Raw genomic sequence first — 15,669 nt, 5'->3', positions numbered from 1 at the left:
ATGAAAAATATGAACTTCCAAGTCAACCTGCAAGGCGTCATCGATCTGCTGTCCAACCACCTGTACTCGGATCCCGGCGTATTCGTGCGCGAACTTCTCCAGAACGGCGTAGACGCGGTCACCGCACGCAAGCGCCTGGGGCATGCCTTTGAGGAATCCGTAAAGGTCGAGGTGTTCCCCGCTTCGAACACGCTGTCTTTTTCCGACAACGGCTGCGGTCTGACGGAAGCGGAGATCGAGCAATTCCTGGCGCGCATCGGCAGCTCGACCAAGCGGGAGGATCAAGATGCGGCGGACGACTTCATCGGCCAATTCGGCGTCGGCCTGCTGGCCTGCTTTGTCGTAAGCGCGGAGATCGTGCTGATCACGCGGTCTGCACTTGACGGGGATCCGCTGGAGTGGCGGGGTAAGCCGGACGGCACCTACACGATCAAGAAGCTGAAGCGGCAGGTACCCGTGGGAACCACGGTGTATCTCCAGGCAAAACCGGATTACGAGGAGTTTTTCGAGTATTACCGGGTAAGCGAGCTGCTGGAGAAGTACGGCGCGTATCTGCCGACGCCGATCCTGCTGCGGGAAGACAAGTACGAGCGCAGAATCAACGACGCGGTCCAGCCGTGGAAGCTGAGCAAGCCGGATGCGATGGGCTATATCGAGCAGACGACGTATACCAAGCCCATGGATATCATCCCGCTGCATTCGGCCATCGGCGGCGTCACCGGCATCGCGCATGTGCTTCCTTATGCGGTCAGCCTGCAGGACGAGAAGAAGCATCGGGTTTACCTGAAAAACATGCTGCTGTCGGACAAAATGAGCAATATATTGCCCGCATGGGCGTTCTTCGTGAACGGCATCATCAACACGGAGAATCTGCGGCCCACGGCTTCGCGCGAGGCCTTTCAGGAGAACGACCTGTTCTTCGCCGTTCGGGACGAACTGGGCGCGTGCATCAAGCAATATCTGATCGAGCTGAGCGAGCGCGATCCCGAGCTGTTCCAGCGCATCGTCCTCATTCACCGCGCTTCGATCAAGACGATGGCCGTCGAGGACGAGGAGCTGTACGCGCTTTTTATCCGGCACCTGACCTTTGAGACCTCTTACGGCGACATGAAGATGGCGCAGATTCTCGAGGGACGCGCGACCATCGCGGTCACTGCCTCGGTAGACGAGTTTCGTCAGGTGTCCCGCGTGGCCAGAGCGCAGGAGCTGATGGTCGTGAACGGCGGCTATGTGCACGACATGGACTTGATCCGGCGACTGCCGGCAGTGACAGAAGACGTCACCGTCAGCATCCTCGACAGTCTGACGTTTGCCGAACGGTTCGAGCAGCTGGACGTAGAGGACAAGCGCGACGTACAGCCTATGTTGGAAGACAGCGACCTGCTCCTCGAACGCTTTAACTGCCGCTCCCTCGCCCGGTGGTTCGAGCCTGCGGACATCCCGGTGCTCTACAATACGAACCAGGAGGCCAACTTCTTCAAGCTGGTCGAGGAGAGCGAGAAGGAAGCGAATCCGCTGTTCGGAGAAGTCGTGCAGGTGGTCAAAAATGACATGTACGAGCAGCCCTACGCGAGGCTCTGCTTCAACTACAACAATCCGATGGTACGAAAAGCTGCACAAACGCGAGATCCCGCGCTGCGTAAGGCGAGCATCGAGCTTTTCTACACGCAGGCCCTGCTGCTGGGCAACCATCCGATGAACGCGGACGAGCTGAGAATGATGAACGATTCCCTGCTGAAGTTCATGAACAGAGGCCTCGACGGGGAGACGGAGGCGAGCCGATGAAAAACCGATACGACGAGCTGAGGCGGGCGACCTGGAGTCTGCCGGACGGCAAGCAGAAGCTGGCGGTCATGGAGGAAATGATCCTCATCGCGGACCGGTACATGACCGAAGAAGATGCGTACGACATCCGGATGGATTACCTATCTGCGGCGATCGAGGCCGGCCGGCCGGAAAAGATGCTCGTCGTCTTTTCCTGGTGCGTCTCAAAGTTTGAGAAGAATCCCGGGGCCTACGGCCATCATATGCTGATCTGGTGTTACAAATGGGTGCTGAACGAGCTCTGGCAGATGCCCGAGTTCAGCTTGGAGCAGATCGAGCGGATCTATGCGGACTTCAAGGCAAAGTGCCTGCAGTTCGGCTACAGTCTGCGACCTTATTATCAGCAAAAGATCAACCTGCTGTTGTCGCAGGGCCGTCAGTCGGAGGCAGCGGCGTATTATAAGAAATGGCGCGCCGCGCCGCGGGATTCGCTGGCCGACTGCAAGGCTTGCGAGCAGAACCTGTTCGGCAAGTATCACTTCCAGGTCGGCTATCCCAAAAAAGGGCTGCAGGCGCTGAAGCCGATTCTCGACGGCCGGATGCGGTGCCGGTCGATCCCGCAAAATACGTACGCGCAGATCATTTTGCCGCTCTTGAAGGTCAAAGAATACGAGCAGGCGATTGCTGCCGCAAAAAAGTCCGTTCACCTGTTGGACGGGCCGATGTATCTGGAGGAGTTCGGCCAGTTCCTGGCCTTTTACACGGTGACGGATCTGGCCAAGGCGGAGAAGCTGTACAATCGTACGGTGCATCTCGCCCTGGAGAGCAGGAATGGTTGGCATCGGCTCCATTATTGGATGGCGGTCCGGCAGTTCCTGCGCGAGTGGCACCGGAAACGGCGCAGAAAAAAGCTGGCCGCCTCCGAAGTCGTGACGCCCGATTGGCTGGACGACGAGATCGCCTCGTTAACCGCAGCCTTCAATCGCAGAAACGGCAACGACTATGCGGACCATATCGTCGCGGAGAACGACATGATGGCGGGCAAGCTGCTTCGCGAATATGCGGCGGCGCAGTAGCGCTTGTATGTAAGAAAAAAGCGGCTCGCGGGCCGCTTTTTTGTCGTTTAGGTCATTGGGTTTTCTTCAGCGCAAGTATATCTTGCTCCGACAATCCGGTTGCTTGGGCAATGGTGGGGATATCCAGGTTCAATCGCAGCATGTTCCTGGCGGCTTCCTTCATGCCTGCTTCCATGCCTGCCTGCATGCCTGCCTCCATACCTGCCTTCATACCTGCCTCCATGCCTGCCTGCTTAACGCCTTCAATCATCGACGCTTCATCATGCAGGTACTTCTGACGGGCTTCATACAAACGGCGGGCCTCCGAGTCTGGTTCGTTCATCTTCAGCACCTCTTATTTCAACGCAAGAATCTCCTGCTCTGACAATCCCGTCGCTTGAGCGATGATCGAGATATCTACGTTTAATCGCAGCATGTTCTTAGCGACCTCCTTGATGCCTGCCTGCTTCGCGCCTTCGATCATCGACGCTTCATCATGCAGATACTTCTGGCGAGCTTCATACAAACGGCGGGCCTCCGAGTCTTGACTCAAGTATTGCAGCGTGTCCATCGCTTTTTCTAATCCCGGTTCATTCATCTTCAGCGCCTCCCAGTAGGTTGTGTCCACGCCTTTCAGAAAGAGCAGCCAGTTTCCAAGCCGCCTTGCGTCGGTATCACGTCTTCCAGCTTGGTCAATTCCAGAAAATGAACTTCAATATCGTCGCTTAGCGGAATTAACGTCCTATCTTCACGTAAATGAAATACATTATGGTATTCGCCATTCGGCAAAAAGGCATAGTTCAATATATTAATGGTGACGCACTTTTTCAGCTTTTGATACCGCTTGCCTTCCTTAAGCTGGCCGGCATATCGCTTGCTCCAATAGAACAACGTTCGCTTTTCAATATCGTATTTGTTAAAAAGCTGCATTTCAATGTCAATCAGCTTGCCCTCCGTCGTCCTGGCGTAAACGTCGAAGATCGACTGCTTGTCGAGCGGATCGTCCTTGTCGGTATAAGGATTCATCAGGATAATCTCCGTCAATGGCGGCTCTCCTGCTTCAGTAAATATCTGGTTCAGGAACGCCAGCAGCACATCCTTGTTATTCTCGCTGCCGAAAATGCGCTTGAATACAAAATCCACCCGGGGATCAAGCAGTTCCACTCGACCAACTCCAACTCGGTTTGTTAGTCTCATTATACCAAAATTTCCGTCGATTCCTCGTTAGAAGCGGCGATTAACCCACGCTCGTCAAAAAAGCGGGAATCGCGTCAGAACAATAAGAAACCGCCAGGAAAATTCGCCCTGACGGTCTCTTTTAAACGTTGACGGATGCCCGAAAGTTGATCGGTTGCGAAACGCCTGTCGGTGGCTCATCCGCCTATCGTTCCGACAGGTTGGTGATCGTCGCCCGCGCAGATGTTTCGTCGTCACGCTGGTCTTTCGTCGTCACGCTGGTCTTTCGTCGTCACGCTGTTCTTTCGTCGTCACGCTGTTCTTTCGTCGTAATGCCTACAAATATACATCTTTTTCCGCCGATTTCGGCCCTTTTGAACAGGATAACTGCAAATGTGCAGGTATTTTCCTCCACCCGTCCCATTTTCGACTCGTGCTTCGAATTTACCTGCACATTTGCAGGTTTTTTATCAAGTGTCGTTGGCCGACAAAAAATGCCTGTATATATGCAGGTTTTCGACCCGCATAACATCGTAAAGCGCCGGCAAGCCGAAAGCGCGCTTACCTGTCACGAATCGCCGCCGAATTTAGTCGGGGTAGCTCGCCCTGACGGTCCTTTCATTTCGCATACAGCGAAGTCCCGCTTCACCTGTAACGTTGCTTGCATGCAGCGGCGATTTTCTCCTATCACCACGCTTCAAGACAACGCCCAGTCGCCCGCGCTCACACGTCGTAATTCACCACATAATGCTGCAGCGCCGTATTATAGTATCCCTCGCTGTACTCGACCACGCCGCCCGCCTCGTCATAGGCGTAGCGCTGCCGCTTGAGCAGCGGCGCGCCTGCCGCAAGGTTCAACTGCTCGGCGATGCCGGCAGGCGCCGACGTCACTGCGAACGCATCCCGGAACCGCGCCAGCACGATGCCGTTCTCCTCCAGAAATCCGTACAACGACTGCTCCGCCAGCCCCGACAAGTCCGCCTTTTCCAGCCTCTCCGGCAGATAGTGCGCATAATGGATATAAGGCGCCCCGTCCAACAGGTAGAGCCGTTCGATCCGCAGGCCCCCGTCCCCCAACAGACGGTGCTGCTCGGACCCCGTCTCGTGCCGGACGGTTGCGGCACCCAGCAGCCGTTTTTGCATCGCATGGCCTTCCTCGACGAGCAGCTCGGTGAAGCTCTTCCACGTCGATCGCTTAGCCGCCTTCGTGTTGCGGATAACCCGCGTCCCCCGGCCGCTGCTCGGCTCCAGGTAGCCCTCTTGCACGAGCTCCTTAATGGCGCCCCGAATCGTGATCTTGCTCACGCCAAACTCCTCCTCGAGCCGCGGCTCGGGAGGAATATTGGTGTCGAGCGGATACTGCCCGTGCAGAATCCGGTCCTTCAATATATTTTTAATCTGCATATATAACGGCCGCTTGTTGCGGGACAGATTCACGGTCTCGATCTCTACCTTTCTATGTCGCCTGCCGCCTCCGTCATGGCGCGGACGATCTCCGCCTCCGACGACATCGGCGTGTCGCCCTGTACCGTATGGGCCAGCATCGCCGCGGCAGCCGCGAACTCGACGGTTCGCCCGGACGGCATTCCCGTCAGCGCGCCGTGCAGGATACCGCTCGCGTACGCGTCTCCTGCTCCAATTCTATCATAGACAGCGAACGTTAGCGTTTTAGAAAAAGAAATTTTCCGGTTTTTGTATAAAAAACCTTGCAGGGTGTGCGTCCCGTCTCCGATGATGGCACGATGGGTACCCGCGATTGCGGCGATGCCGTAGGTATCGGCCACGCCCGGAATCAGCTCGACCAGCTGGTCCCTGCTTCCCGTCCGGTCCGTCTCCATACCGAGGATGTGAATGGCGTCCTTCTCGTTCATCAGCACGAGGTCCGCAAGGCTCAACATCTCGATATAGTGCGGTTTCGCCTTCGCGTAGCCGTCTTCGCCCCAGAGCGTCGGACGGTAATTGCAGTCGAAAACAACGAGCCCGCCCTTGCGTTTGACCGCACGCGCCAGCTCCGCCATGTGGCCGCGCACCGTATCGTTCATGGCGAGCGTAATGCCGCAGAAGTGCACGGCGTCCAGCTCCTCCGCGATCGCTTCCCAATCATAGGCGCCCGCAGGCGCCGTGTTGAAGCTGCTCTCCAGCCGGTTCGTGTACGTAACGCGGCTCGGCCTCGCGCCAAAGCCGTTCTCGAGGAAGTAGAGACCGACATACTTCCCGTCCCGCCGGACGAAGTCCTGCGCTACGCCCAGCCTGCGCAGATATGCGACGGCGGCGTCGCCGAGCGGGCTCACCGGCAGCGTCGTGACGAGATAGCCGGCATGACCGAACCGCGCGAGCGCCGATACGATGTTAACCCCGGTGCCGGAAAAAGAGTATTTGAGCGTATCCGCCTGGGTGAGCAACTCGTAGCCCGGCACCTGCAGACGCATCATAACTTCGCCGAAGGCGGCAATTTTTTTAGGCATACCGGTCGACCAGTTCCTTCATCGTTGCCAGCAGGCGGCGCACGTCGTCGGTCTTCGTCTTGCCCGTAGCTTTATCGACGATCGAGGAGTAGACATGCGGAATCACCTGCGGTACGCCCGCTTCGAGCGCCATTCGGACGATCGGTTCGAAGTTGTCCAGGTCGATGCCCCCCGTCGGCTCGAGCGCGAAGCCTTCCGCTGCGCAAGCCTCCACGACCGCCTTGTACTCGTCTTCGCGGCTCAGCCCGTTCATCGGAAAATACTTCAGCGCGTTGCCGCCCATGTCGCGCACGAGCGCGATGGCTGCGCGGACGGGCAGGATCGCGTGCTCGGCCGCGGCCGCGCTGACCGGTCCCGTCGACACGTTGACATAGCCGATCCGGCCTGTCGGGGAGACCAAGCTGTTGATCCAGCTGTCCTGTCCGCCGAGGCTCGCGCGCGTCGCGCCGACTGCCGGGAACACCTGATTGATATGGCTGCCGGGATAATGCCTGACGATCTGCGCCACGACGGCCGCCTGCCGATTGTCGCCGGCGCCGAGCCCGATCGATACCGCGTCGTCGATCGCGCGCCCGTATTCCTTCATCGCCTCCACCGCGGCCGGGACGGTCGGGTAATCCTTGGACAGCACGCCCACCAGCACATGCCCTTCGGCCGCATCGAATACTTCCTTCGCGTTCTCCACGCTGTTCGCCAGGACGTTTAACGCTGCCCGCTCTTTGTACAGTCTCTTCGTCACACCGCTCGTCATCTCATTGTCCTCCTGCCAGCTCGCGAATTCGCGATGCGATCATGTGAATGTCGTCGCCCTGTAGAGGGCGCGGGTCGATATCGAAGTAGCCTTGGCGGACGCCGTAATCCCGGGTGTAGATGGCGATATCGCCCTCCTGCAGCTCCTTCGCGAGGCGCACGGCCGTCGTCTTCGTCAGCTCGGGATCGATCTTAATGCGTCCGCGGTAAATGGCACGGCCCGCTTCGTCCTGCACGATCGCCACCTGCACGCCCGCCAGATCGTTCAGGGGCGCGAGCGCCTGCAGCGCTTCCTTTTCCCGTTCGCTCGTATCTTCCTTGACCATATACTCATCAAGCGCCTGAAGCAAGCCGAACGTCGTCTCCTTGCCCACCTTCATGCTGCGCCCGATGCCGTGCAGCTGCACCTTCAGCCATTCGACATACGCCCGCTTGCCGCCGACGATGCCCGAAGTGGGGCCTTCGATTGCTTTGGAGCCGCTGTAGATCGCCAGGTCCGCGCATTTCACGTACTTCCGGATATCCTCTTCGGCCGCGGCGTCAACGATGAGCGGAACCCCGCGCCGCTGCGCGATTTCCCACGCTTCCTCGACGGAGATCATGTTTTTCTGAACGGCATGGTGCGACTTTACGTACAAAATGGCTGCGGTCCGCTCGCCGATCGCGTCCTCGATATGCGCCGCCTTGCCCTCGTTGGCATAGCCGGCCTCCACGACCTTGCCGCCCCCCAGATATACCATCGTCTCCACGGGCGCGCCGTACTGCACGTTATGTCCTTTCAGCATGATGATCTCGTTCCGCACGATAGGCTCCTGATGCAGACGCTCGCTGAGACGCCGGTTGCCCCTCGTGACGATGGCAGCCACCGACAGCGCGATACCGCTCGACGCGGAGTTGACCACGACTGCCGCCTCCGAACCCAAAATGCCCGCGATCCGGTCGCCCGCCTTGTCAACGAGATCCGCGATCTCTACATACTGCTGCCCGCCCTGCTTCATCGCTTCCATGACGGTGTCCGTCGGCGCGGACACGCCGAGGATGCTCATCCTTCCGCTTGCATTGATGACGCGCTTAAGCCCGTACTTCGCATTCCATGAACTCGCCATTCGCCAAGACTCCTCTCGGTATGATTCGTTGATTGGCCTTGCGTTCGATCCCCTCGGAATCCAAGAGCGACACCGGTTCTTCCAGGACGTTAAATATTGTCAGATGCGCGCGGTCCCCGACTTGTATGCGTCCGAGCTCGGGCCGTTTGAGCCACTGCGCCGCACTGGAAGTGACCGCCGCGACGACCTCCTCCAAGGGATAGCCTAGATAAAGGAACTTGCTCATTACGTTCGCCAGGCTGTACACCGGACCGTTCAGGCGATTGCCCCGATAGATGTCGGAGCTGATCGTATGCAGCCCGATGCCATGCGCCTTCGCCGCCTCGGCGACCCTAAACGAGAAGCTGGCCGTACCATGCCCGACATCCAACCGCACGCCGCGCTCGAGCGCTTCCAACAGCGCAAGGATCGGCCGGCCCTCAGCGTCAAACAGATTGTTGGGCTTGCCGTTGAGATAGTGCGTGACGATATCCCCTTCCCTCAGGTGGGAGAGCACCTCCTCGATCGCCGGCGGCGCGGAGCCGATATGGACCATGAGCGGCAATCCGGTCGCGGACGACAATTCCCGGGCGATGCGCAGCGGCGCAATGCCGCTGTCGCCGACGACGCTGCGGCTGATGCGCGCCTTGAGTCCGACGATCAAGTCGGGATAACGGGCAACGGCATCGCCTACCCGCTCCCCGTCGAGCCATGCGAGCTGCGACAGCTCGTCGACCCGGCTCAATCCGATGCGCGAGATGTTCAGAAACGCCAGCAGGTTCGTCTTCGCGCTCCCGCCGCTCGCCGCCAGCTCCCCGATCCGGTCCGCCCCGCAGCTGCCCGCGTCGACGATCGTCGCCACGCCCTGTTTTACGCCGATCTCGTCGATCTCGTCCCCATAGGGGTCGAATGCCGGGAAGGCATGCACGTGCATGTCGATCCAGCCGCTCGATACATAAGCTCCGCCGCATTCGATTGTGCGAATGTCCGCGTCTGAAACGGGGACGCTAGCCGGCGTACCCGATGTCATACCAGCTTCCGCCTCGTCCACGCTAACGATGCGGCCCGATGCGATCTCAATGTTCACCGGCCGTCCATCCAACAGCTTCAGATTGCGCAGCAAGAAGCGATTGTCCATACTTTCACCCGCTTATTGTGGAATTACGATTTTTTTCTAACCTCTACTCTTTAAGATAGCATAGAAAACGATAAATACAATATATCGTTATAATGTTTAAGGAGGAAATTGAAAATCGAAAGTTTATAGAAGGTTGATTTGCCTTAGCGGTATTGAAGTTGAGTTTCGCAGTCTCGCGATGTGGCTCTATGTAGAGCTTCAATGCCTCAGTTGTTACCACAGACCCGCCAAGTAGCTCCACTTGGAACCTCATAGCCTCGATCGGCGGCAGCGCGGCCTCGCAATAGTCCAACGCAAATAGGATGAAGGAGAGTGTTGCCTCCGCTTCATCCCGTTCCGTGTATTAGCAGCCTTTGGGCCGAATCCATCTGCCGCCCTTCAACTCTCCGAAGCCTTACTCTTCGAAGCCTTATCGCTGGACCACAGCACCTTGCCGGTGCGATCGACGAGTCCGTAGACGTAGTCGTTGCCGCCCTTCCAATTGGAGAAATTCGCGACGCCGTGTGCGAACGTCCAAGCCGACGTGAATTGCGGCGCGATAACCGTCTCTCCCTTGAGGTTCTTGAAGCCGACGAGCTCGCCTGCGTAAAAAGAAACCAATCCGTCCCCAACGTCGCCGATATCCCGCACTGCGCCCAGGCTGACGGCCTTGCCGGTCTTGTCGATCAAAAAGCTCCGGTAGCCGCCGTTCTCCTGCACCATCGCGCGCGCGTATCCCTCGTGGAAGTCGCCCGTCCAGCCTGGCGCGTAAGCCGGCTTGATGACCCACTCGCCCTGGCGGTCGATATAGCCGGTCTTGCCGTTTTGAACGGCGATCGCGAGCCCTTCGGAAAAGGCCGTAGCCGTCTCGAACTGCGGCGCGATCGCGAACTTGCCCTTGCGGTCGATATACCCCGTCCGCTCAACGTTCTTGCCTCCGACCTTGACCAGCTTGCTGACCGGTGCCAGCCCCTCCGAGAACGAACCCGTATGAAGCGTGCCCGCGATCGGCGGGATGACGGTGCGGCCCGAATGGTCGATATAGTAGGTTTTGTCGTCCTTCACCACTTTGGCCAGACCTTCGGAGAAAGCGTAAAGCCTGTCATACACCGCAGGCAGCACCTCGCGTCCTTGGCGGTTCAGCGCGCCCATCTTGACTACGCTGCCTTCGGTCAGCGTCTTGAAGGTCGCAAGCCCTTCACTGAAGGAGTCGATGCTGTAATACTTGGCGTTCACTTTCATAACCGTCTTGCCTGAACGGTCGATGAGCCCATACCCGCCGTAAGTACCCTTCACCGGCGCCACGTCCTCGTAGCCGAAGCCCATGCCGAAGAGGCCCGGCTTGCGGAGCCGTTCCTTGCCTTGATTGTCGACGTAGACCGTCCCATCCGATGTATTAAACGCATGCCAGTATTGCGCTTCAAGTAGGCTTTCCGTGGTGCTGCCGCCCGCCAGGACCTCCGCCGGACGCAGCTGAATCAGGTTTGTGCCCGGCACGACGCTATAACCGATATCTGAGAGCTCGCCCGCGAAGCTTAAGGGAATGAACAGCGTCCCGTTCACCACACGCGGCGCGGGTTCGATTGTCCTCGCGACGGTACCGTTCAGCACGGCCTTTGTGCTGCCTGGCTTCAGACTGACCTGCCCGATGACGCCGCCCTTCAACACGACCTCGGACGCCGTCGACTTGGCGATCGTATAGCCGAACCGCTCCGCGATCGGACGCAGCGGGACCATCAGTACGCCGTTCTCGTTGATCGGTCCCTCGGGCAGCAGCAGATGCTGGCCTTGATCATAGATTTCCCAGTTCGCCGCGCTTGCGCGGGCCACAGGTCCGGCCGTCCAGGCGGCTCCCGCCAGCAGGGAGGAGAGCAACGCGACCGTTGCGGCCTGCCTGGCGATACGGATATAATGCAGCTTCATGGCTCGCATCTCCTTTATAGGACACTAAGTAAATATTTCCTATAATAGGACGATAATCCTGCGAAAAAGTTGCTAAGACGTAACCGATGCCCCTGGCGAGCGGCGATCCCACGCATACAAGATTAATGTCAGGCCGAGCCCGATCAGCGACATGACGACGCCAAACCAGGGCAGATGCGCGAGCCCGATATGCGTGATGACCAAGCCGCCGAGCCATGCGCCTCCCGCATTGCCAAGGTTAAGCGCCGAGTGGTTCGAGGTCGAGGCAAGCGCCGGCGCGTCCTTGGCCAGCGTCATGATGCGGATCTGCAGCCCCGGCAGCAGGCCGAAGGAGGCGATGCCCCAGAGGAATACGGTGATAACGACCGCGACGGGGAAACGAAGGTCGGCCGCCAGCAGCGCGAGGATAAGCGCCAGCACCAGAAAGCTGCCGATCATCGTGGGCATAAGCTTCCAATCGGCGAGCTTGCCGCCGAGGATGTTGCCGGCCGTTACGCCAAAGCCGAACAGGACGAGCACCCACGGCACGCTCGCCTCGGGAATTCCGGTCACATCCTGGAGCAGCGGCGCAATGTAGGTGAACACGCCGAACAAGCTGCTGCACCCAAGCGCGCCGGTGAGCAGGAGCAACAGCAGCTTCGGCTGCGCAAGCGCCCGTACCTGCCGGACGATGCTGACCGCCATCGCTGCCGATTCAATCGTCCTTGCACAAATAAACGCGCCGAAGCAACGCAAAAGGCGGCCCGAGGGCCGCCTGCATGATTACTTATCCGTTTGCTCGTATCCGATTAGAGGCTGCCGCCGCCAAGTCCCGGGAGACCCAGCTGGCTCAGTTGATCGTCGGTCAGCACGTCTTCGGCCTTCGGCTCGCCCGACAGCTTCACGTCGCCGTTGATGTCGGTCAGCTCCTGGACGATCTTGATCGTGCCGCTGGCGGACTGGCCTTCCTCCGTGCCCGCGAACGCGATCTTGGCATCGGTATAGCTGGCATAGCCCTTGCCGTCGATACCGATGTTCGAGAGGATATCGAGCGTCTGCACGCTCTTTTTGAATTCCTCAAGGTCCTTCGAAATATCGTTGTCCTTGGATTCGGCCAGGCTCTTCTTGGCTTCGTCCAGGTCGGATTGTTCGAGCTTCAGCATCTTGCGATACTCTTCGTTCTTGGAGAGCAGGTCAATGACTTCCGGCCCGATATCGTTCGTGATCGTCTGGATGAGCGGCTCTACCTGGTCCTTCGTAACGTGCGTCTGCACGACCTTATCTATGCCGTCCGTCGTAATGCCCGCATCCTTGGCGGAGACATCCTTCAGGTAGGTATCCTCGTCGATATGCTTGAATACGATTGCGGACACGTCGTTCAAGAGCTTTTGCGTCGTGCCGATGTCGAGCGACTGGATATCTTGGCCCTCCTGCTCGGCCAGCTTCTTCAGGTCGACTTCGATATACTTGCCGACGATCTCTGCGGGCAGGCCCAGCATCGGGATGTTCGGCACCTTGACCCATAACTTTTCCTTGTTCATGAGGATCGGCACAGTGATGGTCATCGCGAGGTCGCCTTTAATATTGATCTGCAGATTGATCTCTGCGAGCATCGGATCCTTGCGATAGCCGCCTGTCCAGGACAGCTCGGCATTGCTCAGGAAGCCGCTCGCCATACTAGCGTACCCGTCCTCGTCATCTGCGGATTCGGGCAGCTTCAGATCGGAGATCTGGAGGCTCCCTTTCATGCTATAGGAAGTGATTTGAGATGATTTCTTCAGAGCGTCTTGAAGTGTCTCTTGCGCCGACTTGGAGCCTGTGCAGCCTGCTAACAGGATGAGCACGAGGAGCGCTGCGATGGCGGCCAGTACTCTCTTTTGGTTAAGCAAAATAACGAAATCCCCCTTCAAATTCTGGATGATAGCTTCTAGAAATAGAAGCAGCCTCCATTTTAGTCCATAAGGGACCAAGATGGAAGCTCTTTTTGTTAAAGAGTCGATTAAGCCGGATTGTAACCGGTTCCCTTTTAATGGATGTCCTTTTTGCGGAAACGACCGCCCTTGACGTCATGAATATTGCCGACGGCGAGGAAGGCGACGGGGTCGAGCTCGTTGACGATGAGTTTGAGCTTCGCTTCCTCCAGACGGGAGATGACGCAGAAGATGACTTGCTTGGCATTGCCCGAATAGCCGCCTTCTCCGTTGAGATACGTGACGCCCCGGCCGAGACGGCTCACGATGGCATCGCCGATATCGCGATAGTTGTCGCTGATGATCCACACGGACTTGGACTCGTCGAAGCCTTCGATCGTCAGATCGATGACCTTGAACGCTATATAATAGGCGATCAGTGAGAACATGGCGTTGTCCCAACCGAATACCAGGCCTGCGCTTCCTAAGATAAATACGTTGATGAACATGACCATTTGGCCGACTGAAAAAGGACTGCGCTTGCTGAACAGGATCGCGACGATCTCCGTCCCGTCCGTCGTGCCGCCGAAGCGGATGACGATGCCGACGCCGACGCCGAGGAAGATGCCTCCGAAGATGGCGGCCAGCAGAGTTTGATCTGTAAAGGGTTCTACGTGATGAAGCGCCTGCGTCGTGATGGCCAGCGTAACGACGCCGAGCAAGGTAGACAGCGCAAAGGTTTTGCCGATTTGCTTGTAACCGATGATGAGGAAAGGCAGGTTGAAGAGGAACAGGAAAATACCGATCGGCCAATGCGTTAGATAGGCCACCATGATGGATATGCCGGTGATGCCGCCGTCGATGATGGAGTTCGGAACCAGGAATACTTCAAGCGCTGCGCCGACGAGCACTGCGCCGACGATAATGGCAATGACGCGCTTGGCAACCTCGAACAACGATAGGCCGCTATGCTGCGTTTTCTTGATGGGCGCTTGGACCGCCGCTTGGCCTTGAGCATGGGGAGACTTGGAATTGGATTTCTTCGAACTGGTCATAAGCACCTCCTGATAGGCAGTTTCTGATTATATTATAACAGTTTAAAGTATGCGGAGAAAAGACACAGTATTAAAGAATTTGGGCATTTTTCAGCGAAAACAGCCGAATTCGACGCAAATAAGCGATTCAGGCCGCCTGACGGCGGCTTAAATCGCTCAATGTGCGCAAGAGGAGCCTTTACGACCGCGTACAGGGGAATGAAGTCTCCATTTTGCCCCCGTCTCCGGCCGTCACAGAATCTCTCAGCCTTGGGGATTATGGTGGCTTACATGATTGCGGTTTTTGACCTTTTTGGAGCCGGACAACGGCTCCTGGCCCCCGCGGTGTCCCGGACTGCGCTCGTCCCGCTCTTGTTGCGGATTTGCTTCAGGCACCGGCTGCGACTTGGGCTTGCTCATGGGGACGATCCCTCCGCTCGTTAGTCGTGGTGCTTCAGCGTTTTGTCGTTGACCGGCTCGTCGTGATTCATCGAATCCTGATGGCGACGGTCGTTATGCTGCTGATTAAGCTGCTGGGCGTGGTGCGCGTTTACTTTTATCTCGGCGAGGTCTTCCGCGACGTTGCTCAGGTTTTTGTCCGCCATTCCGTTGTCATTGGCCACTTCGTTCACCCCTAAGCATGCGTGTATGGCTGCAGCGTCTGCGCGCATTCATGCAGATGCCTGCGGTAGTCTACGATCAGCTCTTGCAGCACGTCGCTGCGCTCGTCCACGGCTTGTCCGTCGCGTTCGACGTCGGAGAGGCCGACCTCGATCTCGCGGCTGTCCACGTATCGAACGGAGAAGTCGAATTCAAGATTCTGCCGCCCGGCGCTGCGGATCTGAACCAGCAGTCCGTCCGGGTTCGCTTCGTCCGCGCGCACCTCGGCCTGGTCGCCGCCGTGCAGATGCTGCTGGAGCTCGCTCTGCCATCTTTGCACAAGCTCGGATTGAGGAATCGTCAGTTTATCTTCGGTTGACATGGCTATTGCACCTCCGCCCCGTTAGATTGGCCTGGGACGGCAAAGTTCATGCAAGAAAGGGAGGGCGGATATGTCTGGGCATCGGGTGAAAATGGGCACGCTGTGCAAGAAGGAAACGTCAGGGAGGATCGCCCTGACGGTTTCACTTTTGCGGATATCCGAAACTTGATGGGTGCGAACGCCTAACGATGGCTCATCCGCCAATCGTTCAGATGGGGCGCGGACGGTCGTCGCTCATAATCGTTCCTTCGCCGCAAAGCCTGCAAATTTACATCTAATTTTGGTGTTCTCGACCCTCTTGGGATGACGTATAGTAGTTTGTGTACCATGTTTTGGAGCCTAGTCAGGCAACAAAAAAGTAGGGTATCCTCGGGACTGCGATATCACCAAGGAGGAACCCTACTCGATGAGTACTATACCCGAAAACCT

15 protein-coding genes and 1 pseudogene are annotated in these 15,669 nt (G+C 57.8%); 2 read left to right on the top strand and 14 right to left on the bottom strand.

The window, feature by feature from the left end; all coding sequences use genetic code 11:
• Together ACFOTD_RS23585 and ACFOTD_RS23580 are read left to right on the top strand one after the other, a co-directional pair.
• Nucleotides 1-1,785 carry an HSP90 family protein gene (locus ACFOTD_RS23585; RefSeq protein WP_378122389.1) on the top strand — a complete coding sequence of 595 codons (1,785 nt, stop codon included), beginning with the start codon at nt 1-3 and terminating at the stop codon, nt 1,783-1,785.
• Nucleotides 1,782-2,840 (top strand): hypothetical protein, encoded by a 1,059-nt coding sequence (locus tag ACFOTD_RS23580; RefSeq protein ID WP_378122388.1) that lies wholly within the window; start codon nt 1,782-1,784, stop codon nt 2,838-2,840. Before ACFOTD_RS23585 ends, ACFOTD_RS23580 begins: the two co-directional genes overlap by 4 nt.
• Nucleotides 2,841-2,892: 52 nt before the next feature.
• On the opposite strand, the gene ACFOTD_RS23575 is transcribed toward ACFOTD_RS23580, so the two are convergent.
• The 14 genes and pseudogenes from ACFOTD_RS23575 to ACFOTD_RS23510 form a co-directional block, all read right to left on the bottom strand.
• Entirely contained in the window at nt 2,893-3,162 is a 270-nt protein-coding gene (locus ACFOTD_RS23575; protein WP_378122387.1) for a hypothetical protein, read from the bottom strand.
• Nucleotides 3,163-3,174: 12 nt separating this feature from the next.
• Nucleotides 3,175-4,016: pseudogene (locus ACFOTD_RS23570) on the bottom strand (Rpn family recombination-promoting nuclease/putative transposase).
• Nucleotides 4,017-4,718: 702 nt separating this feature from the next.
• Complete coding sequence (locus ACFOTD_RS23565) at nt 4,719-5,399, bottom strand: GntR family transcriptional regulator (protein WP_378122492.1); 681 nt, start codon at nt 5,397-5,399, stop codon at nt 4,719-4,721.
• A 44-nt stretch (nt 5,400-5,443) separates the two neighbouring features.
• Nucleotides 5,444-6,460 carry a sugar kinase gene (locus tag ACFOTD_RS23560; protein ID WP_378122386.1) on the bottom strand — a complete coding sequence of 339 codons (1,017 nt, stop codon included), beginning with the start codon at nt 6,458-6,460 and terminating at the stop codon, nt 5,444-5,446.
• Nucleotides 6,453-7,211: a 2-dehydro-3-deoxy-phosphogluconate aldolase gene (gene dagF / locus ACFOTD_RS23555; RefSeq protein WP_378122385.1), complete on the bottom strand. Its 759-nt coding sequence runs from the start codon at nt 7,209-7,211 to the stop codon at nt 6,453-6,455. The genes ACFOTD_RS23560 and dagF overlap by 8 nt, the downstream gene beginning before the upstream one ends.
• A gap of 1 nt (nt 7,212) precedes the next feature.
• Entirely contained in the window at nt 7,213-8,316 is a 1,104-nt protein-coding gene (locus ACFOTD_RS23550; RefSeq protein WP_378122384.1) for a DgaE family pyridoxal phosphate-dependent ammonia lyase, read from the bottom strand.
• Complete coding sequence (locus ACFOTD_RS23545; RefSeq protein ID WP_378122383.1) at nt 8,282-9,433, bottom strand: amidohydrolase/deacetylase family metallohydrolase; 1,152 nt, start codon at nt 9,431-9,433, stop codon at nt 8,282-8,284. Before ACFOTD_RS23545 ends, ACFOTD_RS23550 begins: the two co-directional genes overlap by 35 nt.
• Before the next feature lie 378 nt (nt 9,434-9,811).
• Nucleotides 9,812-11,335, bottom strand: coding sequence for a WG repeat-containing protein (locus ACFOTD_RS23540; protein ID WP_378122382.1), 1,524 nt, complete (start codon nt 11,333-11,335; stop codon nt 9,812-9,814).
• Nucleotides 11,336-11,407: 72 nt separating this feature from the next.
• A complete protein-coding gene (locus ACFOTD_RS23535) occupies nt 11,408-12,019 on the bottom strand; it encodes an MFS transporter (protein ID WP_378122381.1) in 612 nt (203 codons plus the stop codon).
• Nucleotides 12,020-12,123: 104 nt separating this feature from the next.
• Nucleotides 12,124-13,203, bottom strand: a complete 1,080-nt coding sequence (locus ACFOTD_RS23530) for a hypothetical protein (protein ID WP_378122380.1) — start codon at nt 13,201-13,203, stop codon at nt 12,124-12,126.
• 137 nt (nt 13,204-13,340) lie between these two features.
• The gene (locus tag ACFOTD_RS23525) at nt 13,341-14,279 is read right to left on the bottom strand and encodes a YitT family protein (protein WP_378122379.1); all 939 of its coding nucleotides are present in this window, start codon (nt 14,277-14,279) and stop codon (nt 13,341-13,343) included.
• A gap of 243 nt (nt 14,280-14,522) precedes the next feature.
• Nucleotides 14,523-14,678: a small acid-soluble spore protein P gene (locus tag ACFOTD_RS23520; RefSeq protein WP_378122378.1), complete on the bottom strand. Its 156-nt coding sequence runs from the start codon at nt 14,676-14,678 to the stop codon at nt 14,523-14,525.
• 20 nt (nt 14,679-14,698) lie between these two features.
• Nucleotides 14,699-14,881, bottom strand: coding sequence for a hypothetical protein (locus tag ACFOTD_RS23515; protein WP_378122494.1), 183 nt, complete (start codon nt 14,879-14,881; stop codon nt 14,699-14,701).
• Nucleotides 14,882-14,892: 11 nt separating this feature from the next.
• On the bottom strand, nt 14,893-15,240 hold the full coding sequence (locus ACFOTD_RS23510) for a hypothetical protein (RefSeq protein WP_378122377.1): 348 nt from the start codon (nt 15,238-15,240) through the stop codon (nt 14,893-14,895).
• Between the last annotated feature and the right edge of the window lie 429 nt (nt 15,241-15,669).

The sequence above is a fragment of the Cohnella sp. GCM10012308 genome, from assembly GCF_042649185.1.
In the GTDB taxonomy this organism is placed as follows: Bacteria; Bacillota; Bacilli; order Paenibacillales; family Paenibacillaceae; genus Cohnella.
The sequence above is the reverse complement of the archived record's forward strand: the minus strand, read 5'-3'. Positions and strand labels throughout refer to the sequence as shown.

Excerpts from the sequence above, each read along its gene's own strand:
- ACFOTD_RS23565 (WP_378122492.1), bottom strand. The coding sequence starts at position 5,399 with ATGCAGATTAAAAATATATTGAAGGACCGGATTCTGCACGGGCAGTAT.
- ACFOTD_RS23535 (WP_378122381.1), bottom strand. The coding sequence starts at position 12,019 with ATGGCGGTCAGCATCGTCCGGCAGGTACGGGCGCTTGCGCAGCCGAAG.
- ACFOTD_RS23540 (WP_378122382.1), bottom strand. The coding sequence starts at position 11,335 with ATGAAGCTGCATTATATCCGTATCGCCAGGCAGGCCGCAACGGTCGCG.
- ACFOTD_RS23525 (WP_378122379.1), bottom strand. The coding sequence starts at position 14,279 with ATGACCAGTTCGAAGAAATCCAATTCCAAGTCTCCCCATGCTCAAGGC.
- dagF (WP_378122385.1), bottom strand. The coding sequence starts at position 7,211 with ATGACGAGCGGTGTGACGAAGAGACTGTACAAAGAGCGGGCAGCGTTA.
- ACFOTD_RS23585 (WP_378122389.1), top strand. The coding sequence starts at position 1 with ATGAAAAATATGAACTTCCAAGTCAACCTGCAAGGCGTCATCGATCTG.
- ACFOTD_RS23575 (WP_378122387.1), bottom strand. The coding sequence starts at position 3,162 with ATGAACGAACCAGACTCGGAGGCCCGCCGTTTGTATGAAGCCCGTCAG.
- ACFOTD_RS23560 (WP_378122386.1), bottom strand. The coding sequence starts at position 6,460 with ATGCCTAAAAAAATTGCCGCCTTCGGCGAAGTTATGATGCGTCTGCAG.
- ACFOTD_RS23520 (WP_378122378.1), bottom strand. The coding sequence starts at position 14,678 with ATGAGCAAGCCCAAGTCGCAGCCGGTGCCTGAAGCAAATCCGCAACAA.
- ACFOTD_RS23545 (WP_378122383.1), bottom strand. The coding sequence starts at position 9,433 with ATGGACAATCGCTTCTTGCTGCGCAATCTGAAGCTGTTGGATGGACGG.
- ACFOTD_RS23580 (WP_378122388.1), top strand. The coding sequence starts at position 1,782 with ATGAAAAACCGATACGACGAGCTGAGGCGGGCGACCTGGAGTCTGCCG.
- ACFOTD_RS23510 (WP_378122377.1), bottom strand. The coding sequence starts at position 15,240 with ATGTCAACCGAAGATAAACTGACGATTCCTCAATCCGAGCTTGTGCAA.
- ACFOTD_RS23550 (WP_378122384.1), bottom strand. The coding sequence starts at position 8,316 with ATGGCGAGTTCATGGAATGCGAAGTACGGGCTTAAGCGCGTCATCAAT.